14 protein-coding genes and 1 tRNA gene are annotated in these 15,726 nt (G+C 72.3%); 11 read left to right on the top strand and 4 right to left on the bottom strand.

What is annotated here, in order from left to right:
• Nucleotides 1-3: 3 nt before the first annotated feature.
• The 4 genes from GCL72_RS02230 to GCL72_RS02245 all read left to right on the top strand — a co-directional run bounded on the left by GCL72_RS02230 (nt 4) and on the right by GCL72_RS02245 (nt 4,310).
• A complete protein-coding gene (locus tag GCL72_RS02230) occupies nt 4-1,032 on the top strand; it encodes a Ppx/GppA phosphatase family protein (RefSeq protein ID WP_153143085.1) in 1,029 nt (342 codons plus the stop codon).
• 20 nt (nt 1,033-1,052) lie between these two features.
• Nucleotides 1,053-2,585: a S8 family peptidase gene (locus tag GCL72_RS09670; RefSeq protein ID WP_170289529.1), complete on the top strand. Its 1,533-nt coding sequence runs from the start codon at nt 1,053-1,055 to the stop codon at nt 2,583-2,585.
• 141 nt (nt 2,586-2,726) lie between these two features.
• Nucleotides 2,727-4,097 (top strand): NAD(P)/FAD-dependent oxidoreductase, encoded by a 1,371-nt coding sequence (locus GCL72_RS02240; protein ID WP_153143086.1) that lies wholly within the window; start codon nt 2,727-2,729, stop codon nt 4,095-4,097.
• Nucleotides 4,098-4,236: 139 nt separating this feature from the next.
• Nucleotides 4,237-4,310: transfer RNA gene (locus GCL72_RS02245), tRNA-Leu, on the top strand.
• 22 nt (nt 4,311-4,332) lie between these two features.
• Here GCL72_RS02245 and GCL72_RS02250 read toward each other — a convergent pair.
• Both GCL72_RS02250 and GCL72_RS02255 read right to left on the bottom strand, forming a co-directional pair.
• On the bottom strand, nt 4,333-5,619 hold the full coding sequence (locus GCL72_RS02250) for an ABC transporter substrate-binding protein (RefSeq protein ID WP_153143087.1): 1,287 nt from the start codon (nt 5,617-5,619) through the stop codon (nt 4,333-4,335).
• Nucleotides 5,620-5,716: 97 nt separating this feature from the next.
• Entirely contained in the window at nt 5,717-6,736 is a 1,020-nt protein-coding gene (locus GCL72_RS02255; protein WP_153143088.1) for a LacI family DNA-binding transcriptional regulator, read from the bottom strand.
• 280 nt (nt 6,737-7,016) lie between these two features.
• Between GCL72_RS02255 and GCL72_RS02260 the strand changes: the two genes are divergently transcribed.
• From GCL72_RS02260 to GCL72_RS02270, 3 genes are read left to right on the top strand one after another with little or no spacing between them, the layout of a single operon-like run.
• Nucleotides 7,017-8,165, top strand: a complete 1,149-nt coding sequence (locus GCL72_RS02260; RefSeq protein WP_153143089.1) for a Gfo/Idh/MocA family protein — start codon at nt 7,017-7,019, stop codon at nt 8,163-8,165.
• Nucleotides 8,162-9,097 (top strand): DUF6807 domain-containing protein, encoded by a 936-nt coding sequence (locus GCL72_RS02265; RefSeq protein ID WP_153143090.1) that lies wholly within the window; start codon nt 8,162-8,164, stop codon nt 9,095-9,097. Before GCL72_RS02260 ends, GCL72_RS02265 begins: the two co-directional genes overlap by 4 nt.
• Entirely contained in the window at nt 9,094-9,873 is a 780-nt protein-coding gene (locus GCL72_RS02270; RefSeq protein WP_153143091.1) for a cupin domain-containing protein, read from the top strand. The genes GCL72_RS02265 and GCL72_RS02270 overlap by 4 nt, the downstream gene beginning before the upstream one ends.
• 3 nt (nt 9,874-9,876) lie before the next feature.
• Here the strand turns inward: GCL72_RS02270 and GCL72_RS02275 are convergent, their stop codons facing one another.
• Together GCL72_RS02275 and GCL72_RS02280 are read right to left on the bottom strand one after the other, a co-directional pair.
• Nucleotides 9,877-10,488: an energy-coupling factor transporter transmembrane component T gene (locus GCL72_RS02275; protein ID WP_153143092.1), complete on the bottom strand. Its 612-nt coding sequence runs from the start codon at nt 10,486-10,488 to the stop codon at nt 9,877-9,879.
• Nucleotides 10,489-10,498: 10 nt separating this feature from the next.
• Entirely contained in the window at nt 10,499-11,161 is a 663-nt protein-coding gene (locus tag GCL72_RS02280) for a biotin transporter BioY (RefSeq protein ID WP_153143093.1), read from the bottom strand.
• Between the two features lie 276 nt (nt 11,162-11,437).
• Here GCL72_RS02280 and GCL72_RS02285 point away from each other — a divergent pair, with 276 nt between their 5' ends.
• From GCL72_RS02285 to GCL72_RS02300, 4 genes are all read left to right on the top strand, one after another.
• Nucleotides 11,438-12,313 carry a Bax inhibitor-1/YccA family protein gene (locus tag GCL72_RS02285; protein ID WP_153143094.1) on the top strand — a complete coding sequence of 292 codons (876 nt, stop codon included), beginning with the start codon at nt 11,438-11,440 and terminating at the stop codon, nt 12,311-12,313.
• Nucleotides 12,314-12,517: 204 nt separating this feature from the next.
• Nucleotides 12,518-13,978 carry an AI-2E family transporter gene (locus tag GCL72_RS02290; protein ID WP_153143095.1) on the top strand — a complete coding sequence of 487 codons (1,461 nt, stop codon included), beginning with the start codon at nt 12,518-12,520 and terminating at the stop codon, nt 13,976-13,978.
• Nucleotides 13,975-15,255: a threonine ammonia-lyase gene (gene ilvA, locus GCL72_RS02295; RefSeq protein ID WP_211364943.1), complete on the top strand. Its 1,281-nt coding sequence runs from the start codon at nt 13,975-13,977 to the stop codon at nt 15,253-15,255. The genes GCL72_RS02290 and ilvA overlap by 4 nt, the downstream gene beginning before the upstream one ends.
• Nucleotides 15,255-15,578 (top strand): hypothetical protein, encoded by a 324-nt coding sequence (locus tag GCL72_RS02300; RefSeq protein WP_153143096.1) that lies wholly within the window; start codon nt 15,255-15,257, stop codon nt 15,576-15,578. Before ilvA ends, GCL72_RS02300 begins: the two co-directional genes overlap by 1 nt.
• Nucleotides 15,579-15,726 lie beyond the last annotated feature (148 nt).

A 15,726-nucleotide genomic window follows, 5' to 3' on the forward strand; every position in this document is an offset into this window, starting at 1 on the left:
GACATGCGAGTTGCCGCCATCGACTGCGGGACGAATTCGATCCGCCTGCTGATCGCCGACGTCGGACGCCGGCCCGAGGAGGAGCGGACGGAGCCTCATGATCCCTACGGGCATCGCCTCGGCTGCCCGGTGCGGACCTCTCCGCTGACCGACGTGGTGCGCCAGATGATCGTGGTGCGGCTCGGCGAGGACGTCGACTCCGCCGGCCGCTTCTCCGAGGCCGCCCTCGAGCGGACCTTCGCGGCGGTCGACCAGTACGCCGCGCTCATCCGCCGGCACGACGTCGAGGCCGTGCGCTTCGTGGCCACCTCGGCCACGCGGGACGCGGCGAACCGCGACGTCTTCATCCAGGGTGTGAAGGAGCGTATCGGGGTCGAGCCGGAGGTCATCCGCGGCAGCGAGGAGGCCGGGCTGTCCTTCGCCGGCGCGTCGTCGCTGCTGGATCCGGATCCGGCGCGGAAGGTCCTCGTCGTCGACCTCGGCGGCGGCTCCACGGAGTTCGTGCTGGGGACATCCTTGGGCATGACCCACTCGATCTCCACCGACATGGGCTGCGTGCGCTTCACCGAGCGGCATCTGCACAGCGATCCCCCGGAGGAGACCGAGACCTCGATGGCGAGCTTCGAGACGCTCTCCTTCCTGGAGGACGTCTCGCAGGTGATGCCCCTGGACGAGACCGACGTGGTCATCGGCGTGGCCGGCACGGTCACGACCGTCACCGCCCACGCCCTCGGGCTGGAGGACTACGACCCCGATCTCATCCACGGCGCGGAGATCGACCTGGACCGGTACCAGCAGTCCGTGGACCAGCTGCTCACCGCGTCCCGCGACGAGCGCGCCCACATGCCGTTCATGCATCCCGGACGTGTCGACGTCATCGGCGCCGGCGCGCTGATCTGGGGCACCATCCTCGACTACGTGAACACGGTGACCGAGGGGCGCGTGACCTCCGCGGTGGCCTCCGAGCATGACATCCTGGACGGCATCGCCCTCTCGCTGGCCGCCGGTCGCGAGCCGCAGATCGCCGGATGACCGGAGGACCGACGCAGACGATGAGCCTGATGTCCCCGCAGAGCCCGGAGCCGCCGCGCCGCCGCCGTCCCCGCCGCCGCCTGCTGCGGTCGACGGCGGTCGTCGGCGCCCTCGTCCCGCTGCTGCTGGCCCCGCAGGTCGGAGGCGTCCCCTCCGCCGAGGCCGACGCCTGGCGCGAGGCGCAGTACTGGCTGGACACCTACGGCATCGCCGAGGCCTGGAAGACGACCCAGGGCGACGGCGTGCGGATCGCGGTGATGGACACCGGCATCGACGCCGAGCATCCTGCGCTGCAGGGCGCGGTCGTCGACGGCACCGACGTCTCCGGCGGAGGAGACCCCGACGGCTCCCCGGTGGAGCAGATGACCGCCGAGCACGGCACGCTGGTCGGGTCGCTGGCCGCCGGCCGCGGCACCGAGCCCAGCGGCGACGACCCCGAGGACCTGCCCGAGCCCCACGACTTCGAGGACTTCTCCGAGCAGGACTGGAAGGAGTTCTGGGACGATCTGCGGAAGGAGATGAGCTCCTCCGGGGCGGCCGGATCCGGCGTGGTCCCCCGCGAGGCGCTGACCTCCGGCGCGGTGCGGGCCTCCGACCTGGTCTCCGGCGCGGCGATGTCGCCGAACTCGGCGCGCACCTCCGGCGTCGTCGGCGTCGCGCCGCAGGCGGATCTGCTGAGCATCTCCATGTCGCTGGAGATCCCCAGCTCCTACGACGTCCCGCTGGAGCAGCAGGTCGTCGACGGCGTGGACTGGGCGATCGAGCACGACGCCGACATCATCAACATGTCCTTCGGCCTGCCCAACCAGCAGGACTGGCCGAAATCCTGGGACCGGGCCTTCCAGCGGGCCGAGAAGAACGACGTGCTGGTCGTCGCCGCCGCGGGCAACCGGATCTCCGGGCAGTGGAGCGTGGGCGCACCGGCCTCGATCCCCGGCGTGGTCACCGTCGCCGGGGTCACCGAGGAGGAGGAGATCAGCCAGGACGCCTCGGCCCAGGGCATCGCAGTGGATCTCGCGGCACCTTCCGAACCGCTGGTCGGGGCGGTGCCCGAGGGCGGCTACGCGCAGTGGTCGGGCACCTCCGGGGCTTCGCCGATCGTCGCCGGGGCCGCGGCGCTGGTGATGGCCGCCCATCCGGACCTGCCGGTCGCCGAGGTCCGCCACCGCCTGCTGACCACCGCCGAGGACGCCGGCCCCGAGGGCGTCGACCCCGAGTTCGGCCGGGGGATCCTCGACGTCGCCGCCGCCGTGGGCCGCGACGACCTTCCGGACTACGACCCGGCGGACTACCAGTCGCTGGCCGACTGGGTGCGCATCCACCGGCGCGGGGAGTCCGACACCTCCCAGCACGTCGAGATCCCCGAGGACTCCGGGGTGACGCCGGGACCGGAGGGTGATCCTCGCGCCCGCCCGCAGCCGGAGGAGGACGAGACCGTCCAGGACTGGGCCGGCACGACCACCCTCGGCGTCGCGGCCCTGGTGGTGGTGCTGATCGGCGCCGGCGCGGCCGCCCATCTGGGTCGGCGGAGGCGTCGCGTCACAGGTCGCTGAGCCCCGACGTCGGACGGAGTAGACTGCTGATGTTGCACATCGCACTGTGGCGGTGGAGCACGGCGACGCCGCCGTGGTCCGCCGCCACAGGCCTGTGCGAGCAGTTCACGTTCACGTCAGCAACACGGCTAGGATGACTCCATGGCAACCTCGCAGAAGCTTTCAGACAAACCGCGCACGCTGATCGTCGGAGGCGGCTACGTCGGCCTGACCGTCGCGCAGCAGCTGCAGAAGAAGGTCAAGGAGGCCGGCGGGGTCGTGACTCTGGTCGACCCGCTGCCCTACATGACCTACCAGCCCTTCCTCCCGGAGGTCGTGGGCGGACATATCGAGGCTCGCCACGCCATCGTCTCGCTGCGCAAGCACCTGAAGGACACTGAGGTGGTCGTCGGCACGGTCACCGCCGTGGACCACGAAGGGCGCGGCGCAGTCGTCGAGCTGGACGACGGATCGGTCGTCGAGCTGCCGTACCAGGACATCGTCATGGCCGCCGGCGCGACGACCCGCACCTTCCCCATCGAGGGGCTGGGCGACCAGGGCGTGGGGCTGAAGACCATCGAGGAGGCCGTCTACGTGCGGAACCAGATCCTCGACAACCTCGAGGCGGCCTCGACGATGACCGACGAGGCGGCCAAGGCCCGCGCCCTGACCTTCACCGTGGTCGGCGGCGGCTTCGCCGGCATCGAGTGCATCGCGGAGATGGAGGACCTCATCCGGTCCGCAGTGGACGCCAATCCGCGGCTGAGCCAGTCGGACGTGCGCATCGTCCTCGTCGAGGCCATGGGCCGGATCATGCCCGAGGTCTCCGAGGAGCAGGCCGAGGGCGTCGTCGAGCACCTGCGTTCGCGCGGCATCGAAGTGCTGCTGAACACCTCGCTGGGCTCGGCGACCGAGGGCGAGCTGCAGCTGATCAACATGGCCGACAAGTCCGAGCTCGACCGCTTCGAGTGCGACGTGCTGGTGTGGACCGCCGGTGTGGCCGCCAACGAGGTCGGCAACTCCTCGGGCTTCCCCGTCGACGAGCGCGGCCGCGTGAAGGCCTCCGCGACGCTGCAGATCGTCGACGACGAGGGAGCGCCCATCGAGCACGCCTGGACCGCCGGCGACGTCGCCGCCGTGCCGGATCTCACCGGCGCCGGCCCGGGCGGTTTCTGCGTGCCGAACGCCCAGCACGCCCTGCGGCAGGCGAAGATGCTGGCCAAGAACCTGCTGGCCGCCCGTGCCGGCGAGGCGCCGACCGAGTACAAGCACGAGTCGCTGGGCGCCGTCGCCGGGCTGGGCCTCTACCAGGGCGTGGGCAACCCGATGGGCATGAAGCTGAAGGGCTTCCCGGCCTGGCTGGCCCACCGCGGCTACCACGGCCTGGCCATCCCCACGGTGGAGCGCACCGCCCGCGTGGCGAGCAACTGGATCAACGAACTGATCTTCGGCCGCGACATCACCCCGCTGCGTGACCTGGAGTCTCCGCGTCGCCAGTTCGAGAAGGCCGCCGCCCGGGCGAAGAAGAAGTGATTCTTCCTCCGGCCTCTGCCTGACCTGCTTCTCCGGTCGCCGGCGGGCGGGGTGGGCGATGAGGACCCCCGAGGACGACGGCGGGCCGCCGCGGCGGATCTACGATGGATCCGCACGGCGGCCCGCCGTGCGCGTCTCGGCCCCCATAGCCCAATCGGAAGAGGCAGCTGATTTAAAATCAGCACAGTCTGGGTTCGAATCCCAGTGGGGGCACCGGCCTGTCGCGGCGACCGGCTCAGCCGGGCTGATCGAGGTCGGCCTGCATCTCGGCGTGCATCGCCTCGGCGGCCTCCTGCGGCGTCTGCCGCTCGAAGAGCACCTCCTGGGAGTAGCGGTAGATGTGGTCCGGGAAGCCGGAGGCACCCTCCGGCGGGATCGGCGTGGGGTCGCCGACTTCGGCGTCGAGCTCGGCGGCGTAGTCGGCCAGGACCTGCTCCTGCTCGGTGAGCTCGTCGCGGATGGTCTCCAGCGCGCCCTCGGCGGCGGGCATGCCGCGGTCGGTCAGGTTGATCTCCGCCGACTCGTCCGAGGTGGCGAGGAAGGCGATGAAGTCGCGGACCTCCTCGGGATGCTCGGTGCTCGAGGAGCCCGAGTAGAACATCGAAGGCTTGAAGAACATCCGGTGGTCGCCGTCGCCGTCGGTGCTGGGCATGCGCAGCGGGGTGAAGCTCGAGTCGGCGTACTCGGAGAGGCCGCCGATCATCGTGTCCCACCAGGTGCCCATCACGGCCTCGCCGCGGCCGTTCATCGACTGCTCGGCGGATCCGGGCGGCTGCTCCTCGGCCGAGGCCGAGGGCGGCGGGTAGCCGCCCTCGGCGAGCAGGTCCAGCTGGAACTGGAAGTATTCGGCGGCGTCGGCGGGCTCGAAGCCCAGCTCGCCGGCGTCGGTGGTGATCTGCTTGCCGTGCTGGCGCAGCCAGGTCTGCAGCCCGGCGGACTCGAGCACCGGGCTGACGCCGTATTCGCCGGTGGCCTCGGCGAGTTCGGCGGCGTACCCGCTGAAGTCCTCCCAGGTCCAGGAGGTGTCGTCGGGCAGCTCGACGCCGGAGTCGGCGATCATCGAGTCGTTGGCCGCCAGCGTCATCACCGTCATCCCGTGCGGCATGGCCCAGACACCGTCGTCGGTGGCGCCGGCGTCGCGCACGCCTGCGGCCAGGCCGCTGAAGTCCATGGCGGAGAGGTCCAGCAGCGTGCCGTTCTCCGCGTACTCGCGGAGGTAGAGCGCATCCATCTGGATGACGTCGGGGGCCTCGCCGGCGGCGGTCTGGGTGGCCAGCCGGTCCCAGTAGCCCGACCAGTCGGAGTACTCCGGCTCGATCGTGACCCCGGGGTTCTCCTCCTCATAGATGTCGATGAGCTCCTGGGTGTTCTCGTGCCGGCCGTCGTGGCCCCACCAGTAGAAGCGCAGCGTGACGTCTCCGTCGCCGTCGGCGGCGGATCCGGCGCCGCAGCCGGAGAGCAGCAGGGCCCCGGCCGCCAGGACGGCCGCGGGGGCGAGGCGGCGGTGGAGAGAGCGGTGCATGGGGCAGGTCCTCCCGAGTGTTGTGATGTGTCTCACAGAGATACTGTGACCGATCACATTTCGCGCGTCAAGAGGGAAGACCGGCGACCGTGCCGACTCAGCGGCGCGGCGCGGGGCCGACCGACTCGCGCAGCAGCAGCGTGTTCATCTCCGGCATCACGGTGGGCGGGTCCTGCTCGCGGACCAGCGCGATGAGGCGCTCCATGGCGAAGCGTCCCTGGCCGGCCCGGTCGGCGGCGACGGTGGAGAGCGCCGGCACGGCGTAGCGGCTCACGCCCAGGTCGTCCCAGCCCACCACGCTCAGGTCCTCCGGGATGCGCCAGCCGCGCTCGTGGGCGGCGCGCATCACGCCGAAGGCGACGTAGTCGTTGGCCGCGACGACGGCGGTCACGCCGCTGTCCTCGGCCAGCTCCATGATCGCGGCGTGGCCGGTCTCGGGCGACCAGGCGCCGCCGACGACGCCGTGCGACTCGAGTCCGTCCGCGGCGATCGTCTCCTCGAAGATCTGCCGGCGGGCCGCCGCCGAGGCCCACTCCTGCGGCCCCTGCACGTGCAGGAAGCGGCGGTGTCCCATCGCGGCGAGCCGGCGCACGATCTCGGCGACGAGCGAGGCGTCGGCGAGCGGACCGATGCCGCGCAGCCGGTCGTCGTACTGGCCGAGCACGGCCAGCGCCGCCGTCGTCGCCGACCGCGGAGACTCCTCCAGGCCGGGCAGGCCGCTGAGCGACAGCACGCCTTCGACGCGCCCGGAGTCCATCAGCTCCCGGGCTCGGGCGGCCCGCTCCTGCGGCGAGCCCTCCACCACGGCGATCTCCATGAGGAAGCCCTCGCGATGGGCGACCTCGCCGGCCGCGGCCAGCATCGGGGTGGGCATCTGCTCGACGGGGGAGGGGAGCACCACGGAGAGCACGCCGGTCCTCCGGGTGCGCATCGACCGGGCGATGGTGTTCGGCCGGTAGTTGAGCTCCTCGATGGCCGCCTCGACCTGCTCGATCGTCTGCGGGCGGAAGGGGCCGAGTCCGCGCAGATAGCGCGAGACCGTCTGGTGGGACACGCCGGCGGCCCGGGCGACCTCATGGATGGTCGACCGGCGGCCGGAGGAGGCGTCGGATGTCACGGGGGCAGTGTCTCTCCGTGGCGCGGTCCGGGCCGGTCGGCGCGCCGACCGTCGAGCATATCGGCGCGCCGGGCGGATCCGTGCGGCGCGGGAGGACGGGTCGGAGGGCGCTCCCGTCGATGTGGCCGGGATGACAGAATTCTGTTGACAGTGCGTCCGGGGCCTCTCTAGTCTCGGAGGCGATCGGTCATGTGATCGGTCACACATGCTCGTCGAAGACTGCGGGCGGTCTCTCGACGCGGCACCCGACCATCGAGCACATCCACTGCGAGGAGCACGCATGTCAGCCGCATCCAGCACCGTCCGCGTCGGCGTCGTCGGCGCCGGCGGGATCGCCACCGGAGCGCACCTGCCCACACTGGCCTCCCACGGGGACCGCGTCGAGGTCGTCGGGCTCGCCGACGTCGACGCCGACCGGGTGACCCGGGTCGCCGACGAGTGGGGGATCCCCGGCCGCCACGGCGGCATCGACGAGCTGCTCGAGGCAGAGCGGCCGGATCTGCTGGTGCTGTGCACTCCGCCCTCGGCCCACCGCGAGGGAGTGATGAAGGGGCTGCGTGCCGGCGCCTGGGTCTGGTGCGAGAAGCCGCCGATGCTCACGCTGGCCGAGTACGACGAGGTCGCCGCGCTGGAGCGCGAGGGCGGCCCCTACGCCTCCTACGTCTTCCAGCACCGCTTCGGCTCCGGCGCCCAGCGGCTGAAGCGCCATGTGCGGGACGGCACGCTGGGACGACCGCTGGTCGCCCTGTGCAACACGCTCTGGTACCGCCCGCACTCCTACTACGACGTCGCCTGGCGCGGGAAGTGGGAGACCGAGGGCGGCGGCCCCGCGATGGGCCACGGCATCCACCAGATGGACCTGCTCTTCGAGGTCCTCGGCGACTGGACCGAGGTCTCGGCCACCGCCGCGGCGCTGGACCGCGACGTCGAGACCGAGGACGTCTCGGCGGCGACGGTCCGGCTGGCCTCCGGGGCGCTGGCGACAGTGGTCAACTCGGTGCTCTCCCCGCGCGAAGTCTCCTACCTGCGCTTCGACTTCCAGGACGCCACCGTCGAGGTCGAGCACCTCTACGGCTATGACAACAGTTCCTGGACCTGGACTCCGGCCCCGCATGTCGGCGAGGAGGTCCCCGCCGACTGGACGCCCGAGGAGGACGTGCCCTCGTCGCATCGCCGGCAGCTCGGCGAGCTGCTCGACGCGATGGCCGCCGGAGTGCGCCCGCGGGCCTCGGGCGACGACGGCCGGCGGGTGCTGGAGTTCATCGCCGCCCTGTACCAGTCCGCCGAGACCGGGCGTCCCGTCCGTCGTGCGGAGCTGACCCGCGCCGGCACCTACTACGCCGGCATGCACGACGCCGCCCATGACTACCGCGTCGCCGAGAACACCGCCGGCGCCGTCCCGACCCCCGCCGAGGAGCCCGCCCGATGAGCCAGACCTTCGACGTCACTCGCACCGACGAGGAGATCGCCGTCTCCGCCGCCGGCACCGAGATCCTGCGCTATGTGATCCGTCCCGACACTCCGGCCGAGGAGGCGCCCAAGCCGTACCTGTACCCGCTGCGCTTCCTCGACGGCGGCGACGCGGCGGTGCGCCGGCCGCACGACCACCGCTGGCACACCGGGCTGCAGTTCACCTGGTCGCATGTGGCCGACCAGAATTTCTGGGGCGGCCCGACGTTCCACGTCGAGGACGGGTATCAGATGCGCGGAAACCTGGGCACGATGCGCCACACCGGGTTCGCCGCCGAGCCGTCCTCCGGCGAGGAGGTGGTCTTCGACGAGACGCTCGAGTGGATCACCTCCCGCGACGAGCACTGGTTCGACGAGCACCGGGTGCAGCGGATCCACTCGCTCGACGCCGCCCGCGGCCTCTGGGCGATCGACCTGGAGACGGCTCTGACCAACGTATCCGGCGAGACGCTGCCGATGGGCAGCCCGACGACGGCGGGCCGGCCGAGCGCCGGCTACACCGGCTGGTTCTGGCGCGGTCCGCGCTCCTGGACCGGCTGCCAGGTGGTCAACTCCGCCGGCGCAGCGGGCGAGGAGAACACCATGGGCGCGATCGCCGACTGGGTCGCCTTCAGCTCCCCGCACGACGAGATCGACGGCGGCGGCACTGTCATGGCCTTCGCCGGCGCCTCGGAGGCCTCCGGTCCGGAGGGGCCGGTCGAGGTCCCGCCGATCCGGTGGTTCACCCGCACCGGGATCTTCACCGTCACCAGCCAGTCGCCGGCCTTCGACCAGGAGATCCATCTGCCGGACCGCGGCGTGCTGCGGCTGAGGCATCGGTTCGTCTTCGTCGCCGAGCAGCTCGAGCCCGCCGCGCGCGAGGAGATCGGGAAGGAGTTCGCGCTGCGATGAGCACCCCTGCGAGCAGAAGCACGCCGAGCGGCAGCACGCCGGTGCAGCGGGCGCTGCCGCGGTTCCCGGGCGGCACCTCGGTCAGCCGGCTCTGCGTCTACGACTGGGAGACCCCCGACGGGCTGCACGGCGGCTCGCCCCATCTGCACACCGTCTCCACTGAGGCCTATGTGGTCACCGGCGGCACCGGGGAGGTCCACACGCTCTCCGCGGAGGGCTTCGCCCGCGACCGGCTGGAGGCCGGCTCGCTGCTGTGGTTCACCCCCGGCACCGTCCACCGGCTGGTCAACCACGGGGATCTGCAGCTGAACGTGGTGATGTCCAACGCCGGACTCCCCGAGGCCGGCGACGCAGTGCTGACCTTCCCCGACGAGATCCTCGCGGATCCGCAGGCGTACGGTGAGGCCGTCGCGCTGCCCGAGGGTGACGAGCAGGAGCGCGCACGGGCCGCGCAGGCCCGGCGTGATCTGGCCATCGAGGGCTGCCGCGAGCACATCGCCGCCGTCGAACGCGACGGGCCGCAGGCGCTGGGGCGGCTGCACGCTCGCGCCGTCGAGCTGGTCCGCCCGCGCGTCGAGCGCTGGCGCGAGATCTGGGAGGCGACCGTCGAGGCCGAGACTGCGCGGACCCGGGAGCATCTGGAGGCGCTGCAGGCCGGCGACGGCTCGCATCTGGGCCGGGCCGCCGTCGTCCGCGGCGAACCTCGCCCCGGGCCGCGGCTCTTCGGGATGTGCGGGCGGCTGCAGACCTTCACCGGCGAGGAGCCGGCCGGCTGACGATCAGCGCACGCCGCGTGCGGTCAGCGCCTCGGCGGTCCGCTCGGCGTGGCGCAGCGTCATCACCAGCAGCGGCATGATCGTCGTCCAGGGGCCGCCGCGCGCGCCCCGGGCGCGCTGGGCCTGCCGGATCTCGGCGTGGAATCCCAGGATCGTCGGCACCGAGCGGATGGTCAGCGACAGCGCCAGCGAGACCCGTTCGGGGTCGACGCCGAGGCGTCGCAGCGGGTGCAGCGCCCGTTCGACGGCGTCCAGCACGGCCTCGGTGCTGGTGGTCAGCGTCAGCAGCCCGGCCAGCAGGATCAGCCCGGTCACCCGGGCGACGTTCAGCGCCGTCTCCGCTCCGGTGAGGAAGATCAGCTGCGGGACGGTCAGCAGCAGCACCAGCCAGCGCAGCCCCCAGAGCCGGCGCAGCAGCGCGACGGTCGGGGCGCCCGAGGCCAGATGCCCGACGACGGCCAGCGCCCAGGCGGCGGCGACGATCCACGGATCCTCGCGGCGCAGCGAGAGCGCCAGGGCCAGCGCCAGCAGCACGGCGAACTTCGCGGGCACCGGCATCCGATGCACCGGCGAGTCGCCGGGCCGGTGCAGCGGGATGAGCGGGGTGGAGGCCATCTCTGAGGGCTCAGCCCCGCCGGCGCCGGGCGTGCTCGAAGGGCGTCGGGTAGGCCCGGGCCAGCGTGTGGGTGAGCAGCACCGCCGCGACGGCCTTGGCGAGGTCGCCCGGCACGAACGCGGCCGAGGAGACTGCGGCCTGCGGCAGGCTCAGTCCCAGCTGCCAGGCCATCACCGGGATGCCGCAGGCGTGGATGACGGCGACGCCGCCGAGCACCGTGCCCGCCGCCGTGCGCCACAGCCGCAGCGGCCAGCCGGCCTGGACGATCGCCCCGACGACGAGCGCCCCGGGGATCCATCCCAGCGCATAGCCGGCGGTCGGCCCGGCGTAGACGGCCAGTCCGCCCGACCCCTGGCTCAGCAGCGGCAGGCCGGCGGCGACCAGCAGATGCAGCAGCACCATCGCGCCGGCGCCGCGCCAGGGTCCGAGCACCGCGCCGGCGAGCATGACGCCCAGCGTCTGCAGTGTGATGGGCACGCCGGCGATCACCGGCACCGCGAAGGGCTGGCCGAGGACCGCCACCAGCGCGGCGAAGACGGCCATCCGCGCGATCCCGCGCACCGAGCGGCTCACTCCGCCGTCGTCGCGGGCCGTGCCGGGGCGGAGTGCCTGCGGGGCGGGGGCGCCCGAGGCGGCGGGCGTCGTCGGAGTCTGCGGCGCGGTGGAGGGCATCGGAGTCCTTCTTCCGGTCGGCGGGGTCGGGCCGCCGGAGCGGTCGGGTTTGAACGGCGTTCAAATCCTACGGGCGCCGCGCCGCGGACACCAGCCGGCCTTGACGAGGCCGACGGCGCGGGATCCTCCGCCGCGCGCCCGCGCATGCGGCAGGGTCGACCGGTGGGCGGCGACGTGCATCACGCCGCCGCGGCGGTAGACTGGGGGCAGAGCATCGCCCGCGTCCGCGGGCGATCATCCTGAGGCAGACGAGCCCGATAGGAGTCCGGCCCGAACATGTCGAACCCGATCTTCAACACGCAGGCGTTCCCGCAGCAGTTCTCCGAGCGCGGCCGTCGCCGGTTCACGATGGACCAGCGGGGCCAGGTCACCGAACAGCCGCAGCAGGACGACCGCCCCTATGCGCAGCAGCACGGCATGCCCGGCCAGGGCGGCGTCGCCGCGCCGCAGGCGGCTCCGCAGGACCTGGAGCCGATGACCTACGACGACGTCATCCGCAAGACGCTGGTCAGCTTCCTGGTGGTGCTGCTCGGCGCCGGCGTCAGCGTCACCGTGGGCGCGACGTCGCCGGCGCTGCTGATGGTGCTGGTGGTCGTCGGCCTGCTCGGCGGCCTCGTGCTCGGCCTGGTGAACTCGTTCAAGAAGGAGCCGAACCCCGCGCTCATCCTGGCCTACAGCGCCTGCCAGGGGCTGCTGCTCGGCGGCATCTCGATGCTGCTGGAGATGCAGTTCCCCGGCATCGTGCTGCAGGCGGTGCTCGGCACGGTGATCGTCTTCGGCTCGGTGCTCGCGCTCTTCCGCTCCGGCAAGGTCCGGGCCACGCCGAAGCTGACCAAGATGTTCATGGTCGCCGGGATGGCGTACTTCGTCTTCAGCCTGGTCAACGTGGGGCTGATGATGTTCGGCGGCACCGACTCGATGTTCGGCCTGCGCGGGGAGATGCCGCTCCTGGGCCTCGCGCTCGGCGCGCTGGGCATCCTGCTGGCCACCTACTCGCTGGTGATGGACTTCACCAACATCCAGGAGGGCGTCGACGCCGGCGTCGCCAAGCGCTTCGGCTGGGCGGCGGCCTTCGGGCTGACCGTCAGCCTGGTCTGGCTGTACATCGAGCTGCTCCGCATCATCGCGATCGTCCGTTCCATGGCGGAGTGATCGTCCCGGCGGGCCTGGCCCGCCGCCGCACTCCGGGCTCGCTCGCCGCATATCGACCTGCGGGGGCGGGCCCGCAGTGCATGGCCCCGGAGGCCGGGCCCGGACCGGTCGGTCCGGGATCGCGCCTCGGCGCCGCACAGGAGAAGGAGGAGGCAGCTCGTGCCGTCCGGAGTGCCGGGCGTCGCCTGTGTCACTATGGAACGCATGACTCGAGATGACGATAGCTCGTTCTCCACGCCGGCCGCGCCGCCGGCGCCGCCTGAGGACGTCGACGTGTCCGACGAGAGCCGCATCCAGGAGGACATCCCCTGGGGCGTGCGCATCGCGGCGGCGTGGTCCTGGCGGGTGCTGCTCATCCTCGCCTTCACCGGCGTGCTCCTCTGGCTGCTCAGCTTCGTCAAGCTGCTGATCATCCCGCTGCTGATCGCCGCGCTGCTGGCCACGCTGCTGCGCCCGATCCATGACTTCCTCCGTCGGCTGAAGTTCCCGGCGCTGCTGGCCTCGATCTCGTCGATCCTGCTGCTGCTGGCCGTCGTCAACGGCCTGCTGTACCTGGTCGGTCAGGAGCTGGTCCAGGGCTTCGCGGAGATGACCGAGCAGGTCCGCACCGGCGTGCTGGAACTGGTACGCATGGCCGAGGACGCCGGCCAGCAGCTGGGCATCACCGTCTCCACCGAGGAGTTCGACCAGTGGCTGCAGCAGGCCCAGCAGTACCTGCAGGACAACTCCTCGACGCTGCTCGGCGGCGCGGTGAGCATCGGCTCCACCGCGGGCAACATCGTCGTCGGCCTCATCCTCGCGCTGTTCACGCTGATCTTCTTCCTCGCCGACGGCGAGCGGCTGTGGCGCTTCGGCGTGCAATTCGTCCCGAGCAAGTTCCGCCCGGCCGTCCACGGCGCCGGCCGCACCGGCTGGACGGCGCTGGGCTCCTACGTGCGCGTGCAGGTCTTCGTCGCCGCCGTCGACGCCGTGGGCATCGGCATCGGCGCCTGGATCCTGCATGTGCCGCTGGCCCTGCCGGTGGCGGTGCTGGTCTTCCTCGGCTCCTTCATCCCGGTGGTCGGCGCCGTGGTCACCGGGGCGATTGCGATCATCCTGGCCCTGGTGGCCAACGGACCGATCAATGCGCTGCTGATGCTCGGCGTCGTGCTGCTGGTCCAGCAGATCGAGTCCAACGTGCTGCAGCCGATCGTGATGGGCAAGGCGGTGCGGCTGCATCCGCTGGCGGTGGTGCTCGCGGTGACCGCCGGGACCACGCTGCTGGGCATCGTCGGCGCGCTCTTCGCCGTGCCGGTGCTGGCCTTCATCAACCGCGCCACCCGCTACCTCGTGCGCGAGGAGTGGCGCCACGACGACGTGGCCCTGGCGATGGAGCATGAACAGCGCCTCGAGGCGGCCCGGCGGGAGGCGCCGCCGGAGCTCGACGAGACCGCGGACGAGGAAGCCCTGGCCGGGCTGAAGCGCCGACTGAAGGAGACGGTGCCCGCGCTCGACCCCCAACGGCGCGCGGCCCGCGGGGAGTCCGGAGAGCCTGGAACCTCCGGGGACCCCGACGCAGTCCGTCGGCCGCGCCGCGCGGCGGCCGGGGATGCCGAGACCCGCCGCGCCGCCGACCGTTCCGGCGGCGCCGACGAGGACCGACGACACGCTGAGGATGAGGAATGATCCAGACTGAGAACGACTCCGCCATGACGCCGCCGGGCGAAGGGCTGAGCGTCACGCTCGACGACGTCCGCGCCGCCCGCGAGCTGCTCGACGGGGTCATCGTCCACACCCCGCTGGAGCACTCCCGGGCGCTGGGGCGGAGGATGAACGCCACCGTGCACCTGAAGTGCGAGAACCTGCAGCGCGCCGGCTCGTTCAAGGTGCGCGGGGCCTACGTGCGGATGTCCCGGCTGAGCGACGAGGAGAAGGCCCGCGGCGTCGTCGCCGCCTCCGCCGGCAACCACGCCCAGGGCGTGGCCCTGGCGGCGAAGAAGCTGGGCATCTCGGCGACGATCTACATGCCGCGCGGCGTGGCGCTGCCCAAGCTCGCCGCCACCCGCGACCACGGCGCCGACGTGGTGCTGCACGGCTCCAACGTCGACGAGGCGCTGGCCGAGGCGCAGCGCCGGTCCGAGGAGACCGGGGCGGTGTTCATCCACCCGTTCAACAGCACCGACGTCGTCGCCGGCCAGGGCACCATCGGCCTGGAGATCCTCGACGAGGAGCCCGAGGTCGACACGGTCATCATGGGCATCGGCGGCGGCGGCCTGCTGGCCGGCAACGCCGTGGCGCTGAAGCAGGAGGCCGCCCGGCGCGGCCGGCGCCTGCGGATCATCGGCGTGCAGGCGGAGAACGCCGCGGCCTACCCGCCGTCGCTGGCCGCCGACGCGCTGGTGCCGCTGAAGGGCGTGCGCACCATCGCCGACGGCATCGCCGTCGGCCAGCCCGGCGAGATCCCCTTCGAGATCATCAAGGAGCTGGTGGACGAGGTCGTCACCGTCAGCGAGGACGCCATCGCCGAGGCGCTGATCTTCCTGATGGAGCGCTCCAAGATGGTCGTCGAGCCGGCCGGGGCCGTCGGCGTGGCCGCGCTGATGGAGGGCAAGCTGGAGGCGCTGGGCATCGAGGCGGAGAACATCGTCGCGGTGCTCTCCGGCGGCAACATCGACCCGATGCTGATGCTCAAGGTCATCCAGCGGGGTCTCTCGGCGGCCGACCGCTTCCTCACGGTGAAGCTGATGCTCAAGGACCGTCCCGGCGAGCTGGCGATGATCTCGCGGATCGTCTCCGAGACCGACGCCAACGTCATCGGCGTCGACCACACGCGCATCGGCGGCGAGCTGTCCATGGGAGACGTCGCGCTGGTGATCAACATGGAGACCAAGGGGGCCGAGCACTCCTCCCTGGTGCTCAACAGCCTGCGTGCCGAGGGCTATGAGCCGATGGTGCTGAACTGATGGACGCGGTCACGGACGTCCTCGCCCTCGGCGCGGCGACGACGGCGGAGCAGGCGCCGTCGGAGACCTCGGCCGCCGGCGACATGCTGCTGATGGTGCTCACCGGCGTGATGTGGGCGCTGAGCCTCGCGGCGCTGGCCGGGGCCGCCTGGCTGATGGGCCGCTGGATGCAGAACCGCGAGGCACGGCGCAGAGCCCCCGCCGAGGGCGACGACGCCGGCACGACGGGCGGACGCCGGCCGGGCTCGCGGGCCGCCCGGCGCAGCGTCCGCCGCGGGAAGCGACGCCAGGACAACGCCAGCGACCTCGACGGCTGGGCCTGAGCCGGCCGGCCGCTTTCCCGGCCGGCGAGCCCCGACGCGCGTCGGGCGCGGCGGCAGGAGGCTCCGACGCGCTGCGGGCCCGGGCCCCCGTCCCTCGGGACGGAGCACCGGGCCCGCAGCGCGTCGTCGGCGTCGCCGGCGGCGTCGC

This window comes from Nesterenkonia halophila (genome assembly GCF_009467795.1).
GTDB classification, from domain to species: Bacteria; Actinomycetota; Actinomycetes; order Actinomycetales; family Micrococcaceae; genus Nesterenkonia; species Nesterenkonia halobia.